The sequence below is a fragment of the Kordiimonas sp. SCSIO 12603 genome (genome assembly GCF_024398035.1).
GTDB lineage: Bacteria > Pseudomonadota > Alphaproteobacteria > Sphingomonadales > Kordiimonadaceae > Kordiimonas.
The window spans coordinates 3,568,028-3,587,218 of sequence record NZ_CP073748.1 but is presented as its reverse complement, the minus strand read 5'-3'; the positions used below and the strand labels follow the sequence as shown (position 1 = coordinate 3,587,218).

The following is a 19,191-nucleotide window of genomic DNA, read 5'->3' as shown; positions in this document are numbered from 1 at the left end:
AAATATGTCATTGATGAATGGTTTATATCCCGTAACTTTCTGACCGTTTCGTCAGGAACTTAGCGAAAATAATATTAAGCATGACTTCGGCCAGAGTTTTGGGGCTGGAGAAGTTTTGATTAAAAGACTTGGGAATAGGGAAATGCCAGCACCGGTAATTAATGAGTTTGTAGCAAATCACACCAGCTCAGATACGAATGAGTATATTGAAATATTTGGAGACCCAAATACCGATCTTTCTAACTACTGGATCATAGATATTGACGGTGACAGTAACGCGTTGGGCCGTATCAATAACGTATATCAAGTGGGTACGACAGATGAGAATGGTTTCTGGGTTACTGATTTCCAAAGTAATGCGATCCAGAACGGTACAGGGACATTGCTTTTAGTTACAAACTTTACTGGTGCGGATGGTGATGATCTCGATTCAGATAATGATGGCGTACTTGATGTAACACCTTGGGATGCGATTATTGATAGTGTTGCTGTGAATGACGGTGGCAGTGGCGATCAGACATACTCTCCTGTTGTGCTCACACGAGGTTTTGATGGTGATTCAAACACTGTTGGAGGTGCGTCACGCACAACGGATGGTACTGACACCGATGCTGTAGCTGATTGGGTACGTAACGATTTTGATGGACAAGGTATCATTAATGGCGCCCAAGCAGAAAACGGGGAAGCGATTAACACACCTGGTACAGCTAATCAGGTGTTTGAGGCATCTGCAACTTTTACCATTAACGAATTCCATGCTGATGCCGCAGATACGGCAAATCAGTTTATTGAGCTATTTGACGGCGGTATTGGCAACAGTGCGCTAGATGGTTTGGTCCTTGTACTGTTTGATGGCGATACAGATCAATCTTACCGTACTATTGATCTTACCGGCCAAACTACTGATGCAAACGGCTATTTCGTAGTCGGTGATGCTGGTGTCGCAGGAGCGGGCCTTACCATTGCTTCACTTGGGCTGCAAACTGGTGCTGATGCGATTGGGCTTTTCACAGCTTCAGCTTCTGATTTCCCGGATGGCACGGCGGTAACAGATACTAACCTTGTTGATGCCGTTGTTTATGGTTCAGGTGATGCTGATGACACGGGGCTGCTTACAGGCTTGAATCAAAGTACGCAGTTTGATGATAGTGCTTCAGATAGCGATGGCGCTAGTTCCCTTGGCCGACTGTCAGGGCAAAACTTTGAAGAAACAAGTGTTACTGCAGGCGCCGAAAATGCTGAACCTGCCCCTGAGCCTGTGTTTGTTATCAATGAAATTGACACAACAACAGATGCTGGTGCTGATACATCAGAGTTTATTGAGATTTATGATGGTGGTGTTGGGAATGCGTCGCTTGATGGACTGATCCTTGTTCTTTTTGATGGTGATACCACAAACTCGTACCTAACGATTGATCTAACTGGTCAAACAACGGATGCTGATGGTTACTTTGTAGTTGGTTCTAACGCTGTTACTGGCGTGGATCAGGTGATTGCAGTTAACCTTATTCAAAATGGCCCGGATGGAGTAGCTCTCTATCAGGATACAGCGGCTAATTTCCCGGATGGCACTGCCGCAACTACTGTAAATTTGATAGATGCTGTTGTGTATAACACTGGTGGTGATGCAAGCGCGCTTCTTACAGCTTTAGGTGAAACAACAGCTCTGGACGAAGACGGCTTTGAGGATGCTGATAGGCATACTATTGGCCGTACTTCAGATGGTGGTGATACAGAGGGCGTATTGATCGCAACACCGGGTGCTGCAAACTCTGCTGCTCCATCGCCTTCAGCCCCAGTAAGTACTAATATTGTGATCAATGAAGTAGATGCCCAGACACCAGGTTCAGATACTGCGGAATTTATTGAACTATATGATGGTGGTGCAGGTAATACATCTCTCGATGGTCTTGTTTTAGTATTCTTTAACGGTAGTGATGACCAATCTTATAATGCGATCAGTCTTGACGGCCATACCACTGATGAAAATGGCTTTTTTGTAATTGGTAATGCTGCAACTCCAAATGTAGATCTGGTGTTTAGTAACAGTGGCCTTCAAAATGGCGCTGACGCCGTTGCTCTTTATCAAGGTACAGAGGCTGATTTCCCGAACGATACACCAATTACAACAACAAACTTGATTGATGTGATTGTATATGATGACGGTGATGCAGACGACAGCGGCTTGCTTACAGGGTTTGGTGAAACTACTCAGTTTAGCGAAGCGGAAAACGGCGATGCAGATAACCAATCTGTTGGACGCACAACTGATGGCGGCGAAACTATCACTGCACTTGCTGCAACTCCGGGTATTTCCAATGTACCTGTTCCAGATTTTGAGTTTAACGAAATTCGTATCGGATCATCTGGTTCTAGCGATGACACAAGTAATTTTGTCGAACTACATGGCACTCCAGGAGCTAGCTTGGACGGCCTGACTTTATTGGCTATTTCCAGCGAGTTTGCACCAGGTGAGATCGATTTTGTATTTGATTTAACGGGTGGTGTTGCAGATGCAGACGGTGTATTCCTGTTGGGTAACCCTGGATCAGGCTATAGTTTTGATGCAGGTGATATTCAAGAGAGCTTCGATTTCTTCAGTTCACCAGTAACTTTCATTCTTGTACAGGACTTCACAGGCGCGGTTGATGATGATCTGGATACTGACGATGATGGTACACTTGATGTAACACCGTATGGCAATGTTATTGCTTCGGTTACACTCTCGAATACCGATGCAACACCTGACATCACTTATAGTGACACTGTCATTCGGTCATCTGATGGATTTACGCCTGCGCATGTCTTTAGGGCCACTGATGGTGAGGGCGATTTCACGCAAGGTGAATTTAGTGATGTTTCCGATGATACACCTGGAACAACGAATGCTACTGGCAGTTCAGGTAACCCAGTCGAAGCAGAGATTTTCACAATTCAGGGTGAGAACCACCTTTCTCCTTTAGAGGGACAGGTTGTTATTACCACCGGTATTGTAACGGCTATCGATACAGACAGCAGCAATCCTGGTTTCTATATTCAGCACCCAACTGGTGATTTAAACCCTGTTTCTTCTGATGGTATTTTTGTGGCAACCGATGAAACACCAACCGTTGCAGTTGGTGATGCTGTGCAGGTAACCGGTGAAGTGGAAGAAGTTGGTTTCTCAGGTCGCCTCACAGTAACGCAAATTGATGCAACTGATATCTCGGTAACCTCTTCTGGTAATCCTTTACCTGTAGCGACTATTCTAGGGGCAGGTGGTATCAGGCCTCCAACCGAAGTTATCATTAACTCTGGAAATGGTTCTAGTATTGATCTTTCTAACCCTGCAGATGTTGCTAATCATACGTTTGATATCAGCACCAATGCTATTGATTTTTATGAATCTCTTGAGGGTACGCGTGTTATTGTTGAAGACGCTATCGCTGTTTCTACCGGCGAAAGTTTTGGCGAAGTTTATACTGTGACAAATCAGGGCGCGGGTGCAACCGGCTTTAGCCCACTTGGAGTGATTACTGTTACAGAAGGGGATTTGAATCCTGAGCGTATTCAGATTGATTTCGATAGCAGTATTGGTGTTGATTTTAATACCACTAATATTCAGATCGGCGATTTGCTTGGTGATGTAACGGGTATTCTTACATATAATTTTGGTAACTTTGAGGTTATTCCGTTAGAGTTTGCTGGGGTTACAGATGGCAGTACCGTACCAGAAATCACTACGTTGCAAGGTGATGAAAATTCTGTATCTGTTGCTAGTTATAACGTGTTGAATCTTGATCCTGGTGATGTAGATCAAATCGCAGCACAGGCACAGCAGATTGTAACCAATCTTCTCAGCCCAGATGTGATTGCTTTACAGGAAGTTCAAGATAACAACGGTTCTTCATCTGGTACTGTTGCATCAGATCAAACGCTACAAGCTCTCATCGATGCTATTGAAGCTGCAGGCGGACCAACATATTCTTTTGCGGTTGTTGACCCAGTTGCAGAAAATACACAGGGCGGACAACCAAATGGTAACATCCGGGTTGCTTATCTTTATAATGACGATCGGGTAGACTTGGTAGATGGTAGCCTGCAAGCTATTGATGAAACGTTGTTGACTAACGCGGGTGTTGCATCGGCTGATGCATTCAATGGCTCACGTTTACCTCTGGAAGCGCAATTCTCATTCAATGGTGAAATATTCACGGTTATTAACAATCATTTCACTTCTAAAGGTGGTTCTGATGATCTCTTCGGTGCAAACCAGCCCGCTGAAGAGGCAGGTGTTGAACGCCGAGAAGATCAAGCTACAGCTCTTAATGGTTATGTAGATACATTGCTGGCGGCAGACAGTGATGCAAATATCATTGTTCTGGGTGATCTGAATGATTTCAATTTCTCAAATACAGTAGACATTCTTGCTGGCGGTGAAGGGGACGATAGAATTCTCTTTAACCAAGTTGATAATGTACCAATTGAAGATGGTCGTTACACCTTTAACTTCCAAGGTAATTCCCAGGCTATTGACCAGTTCCTCGTAAGTGAAAACCTGAATGGTAATGTTGAGTTTGATATTGTTCATGTAAATGCGGGCTTTGTGGACGCTGCTAGTGACCATGATCCTCTGCTTGGTGTTATTACATTTGCTGCATCTACGACGGATCCAACACCTGATCCACAGCCGACGCCAGATCCGGATCCAACACCTGATCCACAGCCGACGCCAGATCCGGATCCAACACCTGATCCACAGCCGACGCCAGATCCGGATCCAACACCTGATCCACAGCCGACGCCAGATCCGGACCCAACACCTGATCCACAGCCGACGCCAGATCCAGACCCAACACCTGATCCGCAGCCGACGCCTGATCCGATTGTCGTGGTTCCAGGCAGCGATGGTGATGATGAACAGACTGGTTCTGAAGCTGCTGAGCTATTTGATGGCGGTGCCGGTAATGATGTAATCGATGCAGATGCAGGTGATGACTTTATCATTGCGGGTGACGGTGATGATACGATCATTGCAGGTGCTGGTGCTGACACAAGTTTCGCTGGCGCTGGTGACACCGGGGATGATGTCGTTCAAGGTGGTCAAGGTTCTGATACTCTTGGTGCTGGCGCGGGTGATGATGAAGTTGATGGTGGCGCTGATAACGACTTAATTTATGGCGGTGCTGGTAATGATGGCATCATTGGTGGTGAAGGCGATGATACTCTCCTTGGCGGCCAGGGCGATGATGAAGTTGAAGGTGGTATTGGTCGAGACACGCTATACGGTGGTCAGGGCGATGATACCGTAAATGGCGGCGCTGGTAATGATGTGCTATGGGCAGGTCCAGGCGATGATGTACTGTCTGGTGGCGCTGGTGAAGATATCTTCATCTTTGGGCGTAATGCTGGACAGGATACCATTAATGATTTCAACCTAGGCGCCGATGTTCTGAATCTGTCTTTTTCTGCCACCGATTTCACTTCAGCTGCTGATGTCGTAGGCGCGGCAACAGGTGTTACTGTTGATGGTGTAGATGGTGTCCGTATTGATCTTGGCGGTGATGACAGTGTGTTTATTGAAGGTATAGAACTGTCTGATCTATCTACTGTGAACTATATTTTCTAAAGTACCAAAATAAGTGAAAGAGCCCGTGCGAGAGATCGTGCGGGCTTTTTTGTTACTCTAATTATTTCATACGCTAATCTTATATGAACGTTCATCGTGGATACAGCTCTTGAACAATATCCTCGATGCCATAGTTTACTAGAAAGCAACAGGGGAGAGGATAGATAATGCTTAGATCATTTGTTTTATGTGTAGGCGCTTGGGCGGCGTTATCTGCCAGTGTATCAGCAAAAGACCTGCCAAAAGTTGAGCCGGAAGCCGTTGGCTTGTCTTCTGCTAAACTAGAAGACCTAAAAAAGCATTTTCAAGGTTATGTAGATAGCGGGAAGCTTGCTGGATTAACCACTCTAGTTGCCAGACAGGGTAAGGTTGCTCATTTCGAAACCTACGGAGATCAGGATATCGCTGCAGGCAAGGCGATGGGAGATGAAGCTGTTTTCAGAATTTATTCCATGACAAAGCCAATAACGACAGCAGCGTTAATGATGCTTTGGGAAGAGGGAAAATTCAGTTTGGATGATCCTGTTTCCAAGTATTTACCTAGCTTTGCAGACCAACGTGTGTTTGCAGGGCAAGATGAAGATGGCTTTAAAACGGTTCCAGCAAATAGAGAAGCGACTATATTGGATCTAATGCGCCATACTGCAGGCCTTTCCTATGGCGTTTTCTCTGATACCCCCGTTGATAGGTCGTACCGAAAAAATGGTGTTTTCTCTTTTGGCGCTGATGATTCTATTAAAACACTTACGGAAAAGCTCGGTAAGGAACCGCTATTATACCAACCGGGTGGTGCATGGGTGTATTCTTTATCAGTTGATGTACAGGGTCGCTTGATTGAAGTTCTATCCGGAATGGAACTAGACGAATTCTTTAGTAAGCGTATTTTCAAACCACTTGGAATGGATGATACCGGATTCTATGCTGAGGGGGATGAGCAATCTCGTCTGGTAGAGATGTACGCCTTAGATGAAAAGAAGGCCCTTGTGCCATACAAGGGGGAATTTTGGCAGGATTTTACCGTTCAGCCTGGGGTGCTTTCTGGCGGCGGTGGTTTGGTGTCTACCACAGAAGATTACTGGAGATTTTCACAGATGATTGCCAATGGTGGCGAGTTGGATGGTGTTCGTCTGCTTAAAGAAAAGACTGTGGCGATGATGCGTACAAATCAGCTTCCGGGTAATTTGAATGGTATCGCTGGCGGTAAGCAGGGTTTAGGTTTTGGGCTTGGTTTTGCTGTTGTTCAGGACCCTAGTGTTGTTAAAGGCCAAACCAATATTGGTAATTATTTTTGGGGTGGTATGGCAAATACCATTTTTTGGATTGATCCGAAAGAAGAATTGGTCGTGATTTTGATGACGAATGTACTGCCTTCCGGGATTTATCCATTACGTAAGGATATGCGTAATAAAGTTTATGACGCGTTAGTGCATTAGAATAAAAGGCACCCGTTTGGGTGCCTTTTTCTTTATGAGTGGGTCAGGACAGGCAGTCTATATTTGGGCACGCCAACCTTTCGAAGGCCGTCATAGATACGCATGAAAGTTTTCATATCTGCTCCTTCCTTTAGGTTAATGGTAACAGCTGTTTCCGGATCTATGGTTATGGCTTCTTTTACTAAAGCTTCAGCTGACCAGATATCGATATTCCTGCCGTTCAGTGAAAGTCGATTGTCTGCTTCAACGTGAAATACCAAGGCCTGTTGTTCTTTATCAGGCGCTTTGGCTATGCCTTCCGGCCTTTGTACAGTAACACCTGTTTCCTTAAGGAAAGTTGCTGTTACGATGAAGAAAATCAACATGATGAAGACAATATCTAACATAGGAGTCATATCAACACGGCTAGCAGTTTGTTTTGATTTATATCGCATAATTCCCTCGGCCCTTATTCATCTAAATTAAACACCATTCTGAACTGACCGAAAGATTCCACAGCTTGGCCATTGATAACTTTTGGCTTGTATCTAAACTTCTTTATGGCCTTTAGAGTTGCCCGTTCAAAATAGCCTACAGGTTCTGCTTCGATAATTTCTGGGTCTTGCACCGTACCTGATGGATCAATGCGGAAAGCAACAACAGCCCAGCCAGCGATACCGCGCTCTAATGCCTTTCTTGGGTAGCTTGCCTGTATACGTACTAGAGGTATTTGAGCACCATCTGTATAACCGCCTATTTGAGGCCCCTCTGGTGGACCAGGAAGGGGTGGTGGGCCAGTAGGAATATTGATGCTTGGATTGCCTTCTGTATCTGTTGGTAAGGGGGCAACTCTTGGAGGAGGAGGGGTTATTTCAACAGGAGGTTCAATTGTTCGGTCGGTGAGTGAAACCTCTGGCTCCTCGATAGCTTGTACAAAATCAATAATGCGTACAGGCTCTCTCTGATCAACCTGTATTTCATTGTCAGCGACTAAGCTTTGCATAAGAAAGAATAAGCCGCTGGTGGTTGTGATGGCTGTCGCTGTGATTGGTATGTATTTCCCTATCTTCATTAGTTTGCTCCTGGATTGTTATAGTATAACAATATCAAATCAAAAGATTATGTAAAGTTATAATATAACTATTTGAGTGTAGTATGTTTATGATGTGAAAAGAGTTAGGAAGAAGGGGAACAATCGACATAAAAAAACGGCGCCCAAAGGACGCCGTTTTAATCATTATGTAATGAAGATTAGCCTTTAAGCGTTGCTTCACGAGCTTCTTCAGCTTTGAGGTAACCTCTCCACTGAGAAATTTGCCTGCGTTGACGTGAAGTCTTCGCAATTTTACTTGCTTCAGCGAAAGCGGTTTTAGCTTCTTTAAAACGTTTAAGTTCAATCAGAGCCTGAGCTTTCATCATCACAGTTGAGAAACGTTTACCAGCAGCTTTGGAATCTTTTGAAGAAGTGAATTCACTGTTCGCTTTATCAAAAGAGGTTACTGCATCGGTTAGGTCATCACTTGCCAGCTGTACCTGACCAATCTGGAACCATAAGTCTCCATCATTTTCAGATTTAGCAGCAGCTGTAAGAGGTGCAATTGCCTTATCAAACTCAGCAGCCTGCATATAGCATTGACCTAGCGTACGAAGGTTTTCTGCATCGCGTTCAAGCTGCTCTTCCTTTAGAGCGTCTTCGATAATCCATGCACATTTGATTGGCGCGTCACGAGCGATTTGAATCTGCGCAACGTTACGAATTTGTGCTGGTTTATCATCTAGGAAGCCCTGCTTATAGGCAGCTTCAAGAATGGACCATGATGCTGTTTCATTGCCTAGTTCCTGATACGTCGCAGCGAGCTGGTTCCAGTAGCTTGGGTCTGGCCAGTTAACGATAAGCGTGATCAATGTATCCTGAGCACGTTTATAGTCTTTCAGTTCCCATAGGCAAGCTAGACGTAGACCATACCAGTTTTCTTTAACTTCGATGGTGTCCACTTTCTCAGCGTCAGTAATAGCACGATCAATATATGTGATCGCTGTATTGAATTCGTTGAGAGTGTAGTAAACCTGAGAAATAAAGACCAACTGGTTTACGCCTACGAGAGCAGGGTCAACAGCTGAAACTTCGCGCTCCCAATCCTTCAGATACTGCAAAGCTCTATCGTAGTTCTCGATGGAGTAATAAAGCTGTGCCAGATTATACATAATGCCGTGTTCTTGAGCTACAGGAATAGATTCCTTGAACTTTAGAACGTTTTCAAAAGCATTAATTGCGCCTGGTGTATCTTCACGATCGAAAGCGATCTGAGCACGATACTGCCATACGATAGATTTAGCGTAATCATTTACACCGCGGCTATTGTAGGCATCATCTAACAACTGAGAAGCGCGAGCAAGACGCTCTGTCTGAGTTGCTTGCTTTTCAGCATCTGACATCTCTTCCGGGTTCAAGACTTCGCTAATTTTTTCCAGTTTTTTCTGGAAAGGAAGTGGGATCGCCTGCACTTTGCGGGTTTTCCGTGGCTTATTAGCAGCTTGTTCTTGCGCGAAAGCTGTTTCAGCAAATGGTGTACCTTGCGGCATAGGGACGGTCGCAAATGCAACAGCTGCAACCGCCACTACCGACAGGGATTTAAGAGTGTTTTTGATACTCATGTCTCTTTCCTGTCTCGCTTATTGAGCCATGTTGAAGCTGAACTTGTATGTAACACCAGTCACTTCTTGGCCCTTACCGTTAATAACCTTCGGTTTATATTTGAACTTTTGAGCAGCTTTGATAGCAGCACGTTCAAAATAACCTTTTGGATCGGCTTGCAACACAACAATTGACTCTGGTGGTACAGTACCATCAGCAGCAACGGTTAGTTCCACAATCACAAAACCTTCGATTCCGCGCTCTTGAGCACGACGTGGGTATTGTGGCTGTACACGTACAAGCGGAAGGTAGTCACCATCTGAACTTGGGCCAAGGTCAATGCCGCCAAGATCAACAGCTGCTGCTGTATTGGCGCGACCTACGGATAGGTTCAGTTTATCTGGACCAGAATTATCAACAACAGGTGTGTCGATCTCTGGCGGAGGTGCTTCCACCTCTGGTGGCTTCTCTACTTTACGTTCCAGACGTTGTGGAGGTTGTTCTTCGATGTCCTGTACAACATCGATGAAACGAGCTCTTTTGTCTTCGTTCAATACTACTTCGCCGTCTCCCGCAACAAGTGAATGCATTACGAAAAACAGACCGAAAGTAACGCTAGAAGCGACAACAAGTGAGCTGGCTACCCGAGTAATCATGTTATTTGACCTCCGTAGCGATAGCGATTTTTTCAACACCAGCATCTCTGATGGCGTCATACACTTTCATTACCAGAACGGCATCTGCTGTTTCATCACTCTGGATCGCAACGGAGCCTTTTGGGTTTTCCGCATGCAGTTTTTCAACGGCCGTACGAACTTCCTCTAACTCTTTCACTTCCCGATTGATGTGGATCTCGTCATCTTCTGTTACAGCGATCAGTACGCTCACCTGTTTAAGGCTCACAGCTGTCTCTGCTTCAGGTTTGATAACGGTCGTCCCAGATTCCTTTACGAATACCGCGGTAACGATGAAGAAGATCAACATGATGAACACGATGTCGAGCATCGGGGTCATGTTAATTTCGGTATCTTCTTCTTGTTGAGCGTGGTTACGCATGGTTTTCTCCAATTCGCCCCTTAGGGCGCTTCGCCGTGATGGCGGGAATTTTCCCGCCAGCGATTACTTCTTAGGCGTCATTACGATCTTTTCATCACCAAGACCAACTGCTTTAGCCGCATCATAGATACGTATAGCTAAACCAAACTCCGAACCTTTAGCAGCCTGAATAACTACAGGAGCTTCTGGGCGCTCAACGCTTTCTTTTTTGATGATTGAAGAAACAGAAGATACATCAATACGAAGGAAATCGTGTGTAATTCTGTTGTTTTCATCAATCACAAATGCGATTGCGCGCTTATCTTCATCTGGTGGTGGAGGATTACTTGAATTGTTATCCTCCGGCTTGTTGATCTCGAGACCAGATTCGTTAACGAACGTTGCAGTTACGATAAAGAAGATCAGCATGATGAACACGATGTCGAGCATCGGGGTCATATTTACTTCAGCTTCTTCCTCTGCTTTTGCGAACTTGCGCATTAGTGTTCCTCTCCAAATCCAGCTTAGTGATCCATGGTCAGGCTGTCTTCAAGACTTTCTGACTCACGTTTAGCGCGGCGTTCAATATATGTGCTCAGGAAAATACCTGATAGTGCAGCAACCATACCCGCCATTGTCGGGATTGTTGCTTTGGATACACCGGCAGCCATCGCACGTGCGTTGGAACTACCTTGTGAACCCATAACGTCAAACACCTCGATCATACCTGTTACCGTACCGAGAAGTCCTACAAGAGGACAAAGCGCTACGAGCGTTTTAATGAGGTTCACACCACGGAATAGATCGTGGTTTACCTCTGAAATCATGGCTGTACGAATTTTGTGTGCAAACCATGATTTACGCTCGGTACGTGTTTCCCAAGCTTCGATCACGCGGTTTTTCTGCTTTTTATATTCAAGCGTGAAATACCACATACGTTCGACAATGAGCACCCACATAATGAACGTTACCGCGAGGATCAGGAACAAGACGTCTCCGCCCTGTTCCATGAACGCCCGGATAGCGTCAAATGCGTCGTTAAGGCTCCGCATTATCCGTTCGCTTTCTCAGCGTGAACTGCAATGATACCAGCAGACTGCTCTTCAAGAACGTGGATAACGCTCTTAGAGGAACCTGATACGAATGTATGCAGAAGCAGAGTTGGGATCGCTACAACAAGACCTTCCACAGTAGTCATAAGAGCCGCGGAAATACCGCCAGCCATCTGTGATGGGTCACCAGCACCGAATAGTGTAATAGCCTGGAATGTCTCAATCATACCAGTCACTGTACCGAGAAGACCAAATAGAGGCGCAACAGCAGAGATAAGCTTAACAATTGTTAGGCCACGCTCTAGAGCAGGAGTTTCTTTTAGAATTGCTTCGTCAAGTTTCAGCTCAAGAGTTTCAACGTCAACACTGCGGTTTTGGTCGTAAACAGCTAATACACGGCCAAGAGGGTTACCTGTGTCCGCAGTTTCAGAACGGATCTGTTTGCGTACTTTACCTCCAACTACCAGTAGGTATAGCCACTGTAGGATTGCGATGATAACACCAATAACACCAAGACCTAGAGTGATGTAACCAATTGGTCCACCTTGGTCTAGACGCTCTTCAATAGTTGGCTTGTCGATCTCAAGGTTAAGAAGCTGACCGCGTGTTGGGTCAATACCTAGAGCGTGCATGCCGCTTGTCGAGTTCTCAAACGGAGCAATTGTGCCTGTAAAACGGTCAGAAGGCTGACGTTGAAGCTCAGCAACAACACCTTTTGGAGTTAGCTGAAGATATTTGCCATCACCAACAAGGCCAAAGTCACCAATACGAACAACTTCCATGTTCTGTGTAGAACCGTCGTTCAAGCGAACTTCGTGATTGAACTTTTTAACTTCAGAAGAACCGATCATTTCAAGGATCATCTGAGCTGGCCACGCACGGATATCCGATAGTGTTGGAAGCTCTGAAGATTCTTGTGCTTTAGAAATCAGGTTGTCGATTTCAGCAAGACGGTTTGGGTTATCAATAGAAACGTGTGATGTAGAAATGATTGATTTTGCATCACCAGCGTTTTGCTGAAGAACACCGAAAAGCTCACTTAGCTGACCAAGACGTTCACGCTGGATTTCAACCTGACGTGTGATTTCTTGTTCATTGTTACGACGTTGTTCTTCAAGACGAGCACTTTCACGCTCAAGACGAGCTTGTTCAGCACGAGCATCTGTAAGAAGCTTTTGTTGCTGACCTTTACGAGCCTGGAACTCTGCTTCACGTTTTTTGTGCTCAGCGCTTTCGCTTACACGACCTTCACGAACCTTGTTCAGAAGATCTGACATGCTGCCATCTTGTGCAGACACTGAAGCCGATAGGCCTACAGCGAGAAGAGCAGCGGAAGTAATAATCTTTTTCATTGCTAATTCCCCTACTTACTTCGGTGCTGAGATAGGAAGCACAGTTACGTCAGTCTGTGTACGGCGTAGAGCCATACGAATAAGCTGGCGAACTGGTGTCGTGAAATCTGCACCTAGAATGTCCCAAGATTTTGTCTCAGAATTCCAGGCAGCTGTCTCTGTTGTGTCTTTAGTCTGGTAGTAAAAACCTACACGACCAAGACGAACAAAGTTCACGCTACGACCATCTGGAAGTGTATCTTCATACGCGAAATATGTACGACCATATTGAACTTCAGCTTTATAAGCTTCAAGTACAACACGGAAACGCTCTGGGTCACTTACGTTCGGGTTATCCATAGCTTCACGTAGGGAAGCGATACGCTCTTCACGTTCTGCAAGCAGGAACGGGATGTCCGCTTGAACGAATTCGTTAAGGTCTTCGATCATATCAAGCATCAGAGGAGTGATCTGACGTTTAATCTCATCGATCTGACCGATAGATTCTTTTAGCTTCCCGATTTCTTCTTCTTGACGAGAAATCACACGACGCTGCTGAGCGTTATATGCACGCAGGCCAGCATTTGTCTTGAGAACACCTTTGTAATCTACAAAAAGTTTTTCTGTTGCGTCGTTGATACCATCGATCTTCTGTTGAGAAGCTTGTGCGATTTGGTTAGCCGCGTTTACTTCGTCAACGATCGACTTCACTTGAGCTTCCTGTGCATTAGCAGCAGTTGCTCCTAGAAGGATCGCGGCGACTGCGGCTGTAGAGACAGCTATCCGTTTCACTTTAGCCTTATCCATTTTCTGCCCACATGGGTTTTATAAAGCCTCCTAGATACCTTTAGTCCGGTTAAATGAATAACCAGAGGTAACCCTGAGGCGGATTAAACCTTGCAAAAATTCAAGAGCATTTAATGCTACTCAAACCTTTACCCTAACAAACTGGGAGTATGTCTGCCGTACCTCTCTGACAAAACGTGTTCATCAGATCACTGGCAGTTCCATTTAAAAGGTTTCCCGACCTCTCCCAATTGTGCCGACCACTCAACAAATTACTTTGTTCCGCTCTGCCATCCTTTGAGCTTTTATACTTAAGCACGGATGATCTTTTTAAATGACCTTATCCGTTTTCACGAACAGGTCGGGGTTGAGACGGGTGGTCCGGCTCGGGGCCTATCATCCAAGAATCTTTCACGATTCCAAGCAAAAATTTCACTTTTCGTGTTTCTAGGCACATATCTGTTTAATTTTGCACCTAAAAACAGCTGAAATATAGACCGTTATGTATATGTAATAATATTACATTATTCGAAAAGGTCAATATATAAGTGCATTTAAAGGTAGCATTTTTTTCAGAGGTTGATTTTTGTTGCTTGAAGACGAGAAATGATAACTAACGTTTATTTTACCTTACGTAGTCCGACTTTAACGTGCTTTCAGTTCCAGCAGTGCTGCAAGCACGCCGTGCCACTGATTCTCTTTGCTTACACGTATTGCATTCTCCAGCCCCATATGACCTGAAAGCTTAGTCGCTAATGATCGGCTGTGACTGGAAATAGAACTATTATCCATTCCAGATTGAGGGAGGGAGGAAGGAGAATTAGATGAATGCATTCAGTTGAACCTCACAAATTACTATAAACATTAGGCGTTCTGATTACCCGCTGAGGAAGCTATCAACATTCTCTAAAAAAGCAGTTAACAGATGCCTCTATTTTTTTCCTAAAACAGGGATAGTTTCTGAGTAATTGATCAGATGTTTAAATTTGATTCGTTTTTAGAAATCCGAGATGGCGACCTTGCGGAGGCCTCTGACAGCGTTCCCTATATATAAGGCTTCTGCCTTTTGTAGGTCACTCAAGGTAAGAGAACGAACAATTGCCAGGTTGTTTTCCAGCATTGAGGCTCTATGAATTCCTGGCAAAACGCCATCTGAAAGTGGTGGGGTATACAGGTTCCCGTCAATCTCTGCGAAAATATTGCTGATAGCGCCTTCGGTAATGAAACCATGTTGGTTGATAAAGAGTACATCCAGATACCCATCAGCGATGGCACGCTTGAACTCTTCATTATATAGGGAGCGATTCGTTGTTTTATGGCGTAGGAAAACTTCAGTCGAATCAGTTCGCTTCTCTGATAGCTTTATCTTCCTATTTTCCGAAGTAGGTTCGGAAAGTTTGTTACTTGAAATACTGAAGGCGCCTGCCTTGTTTAAAAGAAGGCGCAGCTTGTGTTTCGTATTCAGTAATGAAGCATGGCCTTTAAGGGCATTTTCTATTTCTGATTTTGGAAACGCAAAATTGAAGTAATCAGCACTGTTTTTTATACGCTTCATATGCAGATCAAGGTTTTTGCATTCTTGCTCTTCAACAAGGAGAGTTTCGATTAGAGCAAATTCGTTGACAGTGCGTTCGGTAAAGCGAGCCTTTAGGAGGCATTCCTGATACTCACCCTCTGGGTTGCTATCTGCCACTATACCACTGCCAACACTTAAGCGGCTTTTGGCATCGTCGTTTCTTACCAGGGTCCGGATGGGTACATTTAGAGACCAGCTTTTACTGTGGAAATATCCAATTGAACCACAGTAGACGCCGCGCGCATGAGGTTCCAGTTCAGCAATGATTTCCATGGCACGCACCTTTGGAGCACCCGTTATGGAGCCGCAAGGAAACATAGCAGTGAGGGCTTGCGTAGGTGTTAAGTCTTTTATTGCGGTAGCTGTTACCGTTGATGTCATTTGAAATAGTGTATTGTATTTTTCTGTTTCAAAGAGTTTGGGGACTTGAACGGAACCCGATTTTGCAATGCGGCTGAGATCGTTCCGGATTAAATCGACAATCATAAGGTTTTCAGCTCTAGACTTGCCGTCATTCACTAGAAACTGTTCAATTGATGCATCTTCTTCGGCGTCTTTCCCTCGGGCAGCAGTACCTTTCATTGGTTTGGATTTTAGTTGATTATCTTTGCGCTCGAGGAATAGCTCAGGGGAGAAAGATAATACCTCTGTTTCACCAGTGTTAATATAAGCTCCAAATGATACGGGTTGGTTTTTCCGTAATTCATTATATAGCTCTATGCTGCAGCCTTTGATCTCCACGGGTAATGGAAATGTATAGTTTATCTGATAAACGTCGCCAGCTTCAATAAACGCGTGAATGTTTGAGATTGCTTTATTGTATTCAGCTTCGGTTAAATCAGGTTTTTTGAATTCTATTCCGAAAGATTTTTTATTACCCCGGCGCGATGTGTGAAGAAGCGTTTCAACCTGTTTTGGGGTAAGTTCATCTCGGTGTGAGGTAACCATCATCCATATGAGCGGTTCTTCGCTTGAACGTGAAGCAAGATGGTGTAACCGTTTTTCAAAATAGTAGCCTACCTCGTAACTGATCCATCCGGCTGTATAAAGACCTGCCTCTACTGCTTCATCAATTGCAGCTAGAGCTATAGGGATATCTTCAAATTCGTTTGCTTGAATAATATGTTCGGGAGTGTGAAACAGATAACTGTTGCCTGCCGAATGTGAAGGACGGCTATCATCAAGTAAAACAAAAGGAGCGGTATGCAGGTCGATCATCTTCAAACTACAGCTCCTTTCTTTTCGCATCATGGTGATTAAACACAGCGCCACTATGCTGCTTCTTTGCTAGACTTCTGTGTGTCAGGCCCTTATGTGACAGATGAAGAATGGCGTCAAGAACGCCCTATAATAAGAGGGATAAAAAGCATGGCTAAAGCCACGACCCGCGAAACTGCCCCAAAGGTTTCATCAGAGAACTCGTTGGTTTCTGCAGCAGAAGTAGAAACTATTAATAAGCTTTATGATCGTGTTCAGTGGCTTGCTTCTTGGACAATCCATAATGCAAACAATATTCGCCCATCGGCTGATGGACTGAAAGTAGGGGGGCATCAGGCATCATCTGCATCACTGGCCACTATATTGAGTGCGCTCTACTTTGGTGTACTTAAGCCTGAAGATAGAGTTGCGGTGAAGCCGCATGCTAGCCCAGTGTTTCATGCTATTCAGTATTTATTCGGTAAGCAATCACGTGATCAGTTGGAGCGTTTTCGCTCTATTGGTGGTGCTCAATCGTATCCAAGCCGGACCAAAGATAAAGACGATGTTGATTTCTCAACAGGATCGGTTGGTCTTGGTGTCGCGGTAACAGCGTTTGCTTCTCTCGTTCAGGACCATCTTATTGATAAAGGCGTGATGGACGAAGAAAATGCAGGCCGGATGATCGCGTTGATGGGGGATGCGGAGCTTGATGAGGGTAACATTTATGAAGCTCTCATTGAAGGTTATAAGCACAATCTCCGTAATTGCTGGTGGATTATTGATTATAACCGTCAGAGCCTGGATGCCATTACTAGCGACCGTATGTTTACGCGTTTCACCGATATTTTTGAAACGACGGGCTGGAAAGTTATCAATCTTAAATACGGAAAGATGCAACAGGCTGCGTTTAAAAAGCCGGGTGGTATAGCTCTTCAGGAATGGATTGATGAATGCCCGAACGATCTCTACAGCGCACTTACTTACAAGGGCGGTGCTGCGTGGCGTGAACGCTTGCTTGCAGATATCGGTTCCAAGCGTAGTGTGAAAGCTTTGCTTGAAAGCTATGATGATGAGGAACTTCAGGCATTAATGACCAACCTTGGTGGTCATGATATGGAGCTGCTTTTAGAGACCTTCCGCAGCATTGATAGCGATCAACCACACTGTTTCATTTGTTATACTGTGAAAGGTTATGGTCTACCGTTTCAGGGCCATAAAGATAACCATGCAGGCCTGATGAATCCGACACAGATGGAAGAGCTTCGTAAATTGATGGGTGTGCCAGAAGGGCAAGAATGGGATAAGTTTGCAGGTATGGATGACGAAGCAGAAGCGCTTCAGGATTACCTTTCAAATGTACCTTTCAATACACCTGAACATCGCCGTTATGACGCAGCGGTGCTTCCTGTCCCTGAGTTGATGGATCTGGGTCCAAGTAAACAGTCAACACAGGTTGGTTTTGGTAAAATCATGAACGCTATGGCGAAATCATCAGATGCCATCGCAGATAATATTATCACCACCAGCCCGGATGTAACGGTTTCTACCAATCTTGGTGGTTGGGTAAATCAGCGCGGTATTTACGGTCGTGAAGGCCAAGAGGATACGTTCAAAAGCGAGAAGGTGATGAGCCCGCAAATTTGGCGTAGCCACAAAGGCGGTCAGCACCTTGAACTTGGTATCGCGGAAAATAACCTGTTCCTTGCACTCGCGGCGATGGGGCTTTCTGGCAGCTTGTTTGGCGAACGTCTGATTCCTGTTGGCACGCTTTATGATCCGTTTATTAACCGTGGGCTCGATGCACTTAATTATGCCTGCTATCAAGACGCCCGTTTTATGCTCGTTGCAACGCCGTCTGGCGTAACGTTGGCACCAGAAGGTGGTGCCCACCAGAGTATTCATACGCCAGTTATTGGTATGGCACAGGATAAGCTCGTGTATTTCGAGCCAGCTTATAATGATGAACTCCGTTATATTATGCAGTGGGGCTTTGAGCATATGCAAAAGCCTGAGGGAGATAGTGTTTATCTTCGTCTGTCCACACGGCCGCTTGAGCAACCTGAACGTGATGGTGATGAATGGATTACTGATATGCTCAAGGGTGCATATTGGGAACATGCACCTGAAGAGGGTGCTGAATTTGCCATTATTTATACGGGTGCTGTAGCGCCAGAAGCAAATGAAGCGCTCCAGGAAGTGTTGGGGGATATCCCGGGTGCGGGACTTCTGGCGGTACCGTCACCAGATCTTGTTCATAAGGAATGGTCAGCCAGCGTGGCGACACTGGGCAAAGACGGTGTCACTGTTCAGTCACATATCGATGCGCTTCTCAGTCAGCTTTCACCCAATGCGAAGCTGGTAACGGTGATAGACGGAGTGCCAGCGACGCTGAGTTGGTTGGGTGCTGTGCGTGGTCACCGAGTGATGCCGCTCGGTATTGATCGTTTTGGTCAATCAGGTGATATCAACCAGCTTTATGAAGAGTACCGAATTGGTACAGAAGCAATACTGGATGCTTGTGCCTCAGCATTTGCAATGAAGTAAAAGAAAAGCCCC

14 protein-coding genes are annotated in these 19,191 nt (G+C 45.1%); 3 read left to right on the top strand and 11 right to left on the bottom strand.

Features of this window, described 5'->3' with window-relative positions; all coding sequences use genetic code 11:
- The first annotated feature begins 142 nt into the window (after nucleotides 1-142).
- Nucleotides 143-5,608 carry a hypothetical protein gene (locus KFE96_RS16800; RefSeq protein ID WP_255833686.1) on the top strand — a complete coding sequence of 1,822 codons (5,466 nt, stop codon included), beginning with the start codon at nucleotides 143-145 and terminating at the stop codon, nucleotides 5,606-5,608.
- A 167-nt stretch (nucleotides 5,609-5,775) separates the two neighbouring features.
- A complete protein-coding gene (locus tag KFE96_RS16795) occupies nucleotides 5,776-7,041 on the top strand; it encodes a serine hydrolase (RefSeq protein WP_255833685.1) in 1,266 nt (421 codons plus the stop codon).
- Nucleotides 7,042-7,073: 32 nt separating this feature from the next.
- On the opposite strand, the gene KFE96_RS16790 is transcribed toward KFE96_RS16795, so the two are convergent.
- The 11 genes from KFE96_RS16790 to pabB form a co-directional block, all read right to left on the bottom strand.
- On the bottom strand, nucleotides 7,074-7,475 hold the full coding sequence (locus tag KFE96_RS16790; protein WP_255833684.1) for a biopolymer transporter ExbD: 402 nt from the start codon (nucleotides 7,473-7,475) through the stop codon (nucleotides 7,074-7,076).
- A gap of 14 nt (nucleotides 7,476-7,489) precedes the next feature.
- On the bottom strand, nucleotides 7,490-8,092 hold the full coding sequence (locus KFE96_RS16785; RefSeq protein ID WP_247017238.1) for an energy transducer TonB: 603 nt from the start codon (nucleotides 8,090-8,092) through the stop codon (nucleotides 7,490-7,492).
- 179 nt (nucleotides 8,093-8,271) lie between these two features.
- Entirely contained in the window at nucleotides 8,272-9,675 is a 1,404-nt protein-coding gene (locus tag KFE96_RS16780; protein WP_255833683.1) for a hypothetical protein, read from the bottom strand.
- 18 nt (nucleotides 9,676-9,693) lie between these two features.
- The gene (locus tag KFE96_RS16775; RefSeq protein WP_255833682.1) at nucleotides 9,694-10,311 is read right to left on the bottom strand and encodes an energy transducer TonB; all 618 of its coding nucleotides are present in this window, start codon (nucleotides 10,309-10,311) and stop codon (nucleotides 9,694-9,696) included.
- Between the two features lies 1 nt (nucleotide 10,312).
- On the bottom strand, nucleotides 10,313-10,711 hold the full coding sequence (locus tag KFE96_RS16770; protein ID WP_247017232.1) for a biopolymer transporter ExbD: 399 nt from the start codon (nucleotides 10,709-10,711) through the stop codon (nucleotides 10,313-10,315).
- 63 nt (nucleotides 10,712-10,774) lie between these two features.
- Nucleotides 10,775-11,191 (bottom strand): biopolymer transporter ExbD, encoded by a 417-nt coding sequence (locus KFE96_RS16765; protein ID WP_247017230.1) that lies wholly within the window; start codon nucleotides 11,189-11,191, stop codon nucleotides 10,775-10,777.
- Nucleotides 11,192-11,214: 23 nt separating this feature from the next.
- A complete protein-coding gene (locus KFE96_RS16760; RefSeq protein WP_247017229.1) occupies nucleotides 11,215-11,742 on the bottom strand; it encodes a MotA/TolQ/ExbB proton channel family protein in 528 nt (175 codons plus the stop codon).
- The gene (locus KFE96_RS16755; protein ID WP_255833680.1) at nucleotides 11,742-13,094 is read right to left on the bottom strand and encodes a MotA/TolQ/ExbB proton channel family protein; all 1,353 of its coding nucleotides are present in this window, start codon (nucleotides 13,092-13,094) and stop codon (nucleotides 11,742-11,744) included. The genes KFE96_RS16760 and KFE96_RS16755 overlap by 1 nt, the downstream gene beginning before the upstream one ends.
- Before the next feature lie 15 nt (nucleotides 13,095-13,109).
- A complete protein-coding gene (locus KFE96_RS16750) occupies nucleotides 13,110-13,880 on the bottom strand; it encodes a DUF3450 domain-containing protein (protein WP_255833679.1) in 771 nt (256 codons plus the stop codon).
- Between the two features lie 624 nt (nucleotides 13,881-14,504).
- Nucleotides 14,505-14,651, bottom strand: coding sequence for a hypothetical protein (locus tag KFE96_RS16745; RefSeq protein WP_255833678.1), 147 nt, complete (start codon nucleotides 14,649-14,651; stop codon nucleotides 14,505-14,507).
- A gap of 205 nt (nucleotides 14,652-14,856) precedes the next feature.
- Nucleotides 14,857-16,653: an aminodeoxychorismate synthase component I gene (pabB, locus tag KFE96_RS16740; RefSeq protein ID WP_255835613.1), complete on the bottom strand. Its 1,797-nt coding sequence runs from the start codon at nucleotides 16,651-16,653 to the stop codon at nucleotides 14,857-14,859.
- Between the two features lie 150 nt (nucleotides 16,654-16,803).
- On the opposite strand from pabB, the gene KFE96_RS16735 reads away from it, so the two are divergent.
- Nucleotides 16,804-19,179, top strand: a complete 2,376-nt coding sequence (locus KFE96_RS16735) for a hypothetical protein (RefSeq protein ID WP_255833677.1) — start codon at nucleotides 16,804-16,806, stop codon at nucleotides 19,177-19,179.
- The last annotated feature ends 12 nt before the right edge of the window (nucleotides 19,180-19,191 follow it).

Coding starts and splice junctions, on each gene's coding strand:
- KFE96_RS16760 (WP_247017229.1), bottom strand. CDS start 11,742: ATGCGGAGCCTTAACGACGCATTTGACGCTATCCGGGCGTTCATGGAA.
- KFE96_RS16770 (WP_247017232.1), bottom strand. CDS start 10,711: ATGCGTAACCACGCTCAACAAGAAGAAGATACCGAAATTAACATGACC.
- KFE96_RS16735 (WP_255833677.1), top strand. CDS start 16,804: ATGGCTAAAGCCACGACCCGCGAAACTGCCCCAAAGGTTTCATCAGAG.
- KFE96_RS16795 (WP_255833685.1), top strand. CDS start 5,776: ATGCTTAGATCATTTGTTTTATGTGTAGGCGCTTGGGCGGCGTTATCT.
- KFE96_RS16800 (WP_255833686.1), top strand. CDS start 143: ATGCCAGCACCGGTAATTAATGAGTTTGTAGCAAATCACACCAGCTCA.
- pabB (WP_255835613.1), bottom strand. CDS start 16,653: ATGATCGACCTGCATACCGCTCCTTTTGTTTTACTTGATGATAGCCGT.
- KFE96_RS16745 (WP_255833678.1), bottom strand. CDS start 14,651: ATGGATAATAGTTCTATTTCCAGTCACAGCCGATCATTAGCGACTAAG.
- KFE96_RS16750 (WP_255833679.1), bottom strand. CDS start 13,880: ATGGATAAGGCTAAAGTGAAACGGATAGCTGTCTCTACAGCCGCAGTC.
- KFE96_RS16775 (WP_255833682.1), bottom strand. CDS start 10,311: ATGATTACTCGGGTAGCCAGCTCACTTGTTGTCGCTTCTAGCGTTACT.
- KFE96_RS16790 (WP_255833684.1), bottom strand. CDS start 7,475: ATGCGATATAAATCAAAACAAACTGCTAGCCGTGTTGATATGACTCCT.
- KFE96_RS16755 (WP_255833680.1), bottom strand. CDS start 13,094: ATGAAAAAGATTATTACTTCCGCTGCTCTTCTCGCTGTAGGCCTATCG.
- KFE96_RS16785 (WP_247017238.1), bottom strand. CDS start 8,092: ATGAAGATAGGGAAATACATACCAATCACAGCGACAGCCATCACAACC.
- KFE96_RS16765 (WP_247017230.1), bottom strand. CDS start 11,191: ATGCGCAAGTTCGCAAAAGCAGAGGAAGAAGCTGAAGTAAATATGACC.
- KFE96_RS16780 (WP_255833683.1), bottom strand. CDS start 9,675: ATGAGTATCAAAAACACTCTTAAATCCCTGTCGGTAGTGGCGGTTGCA.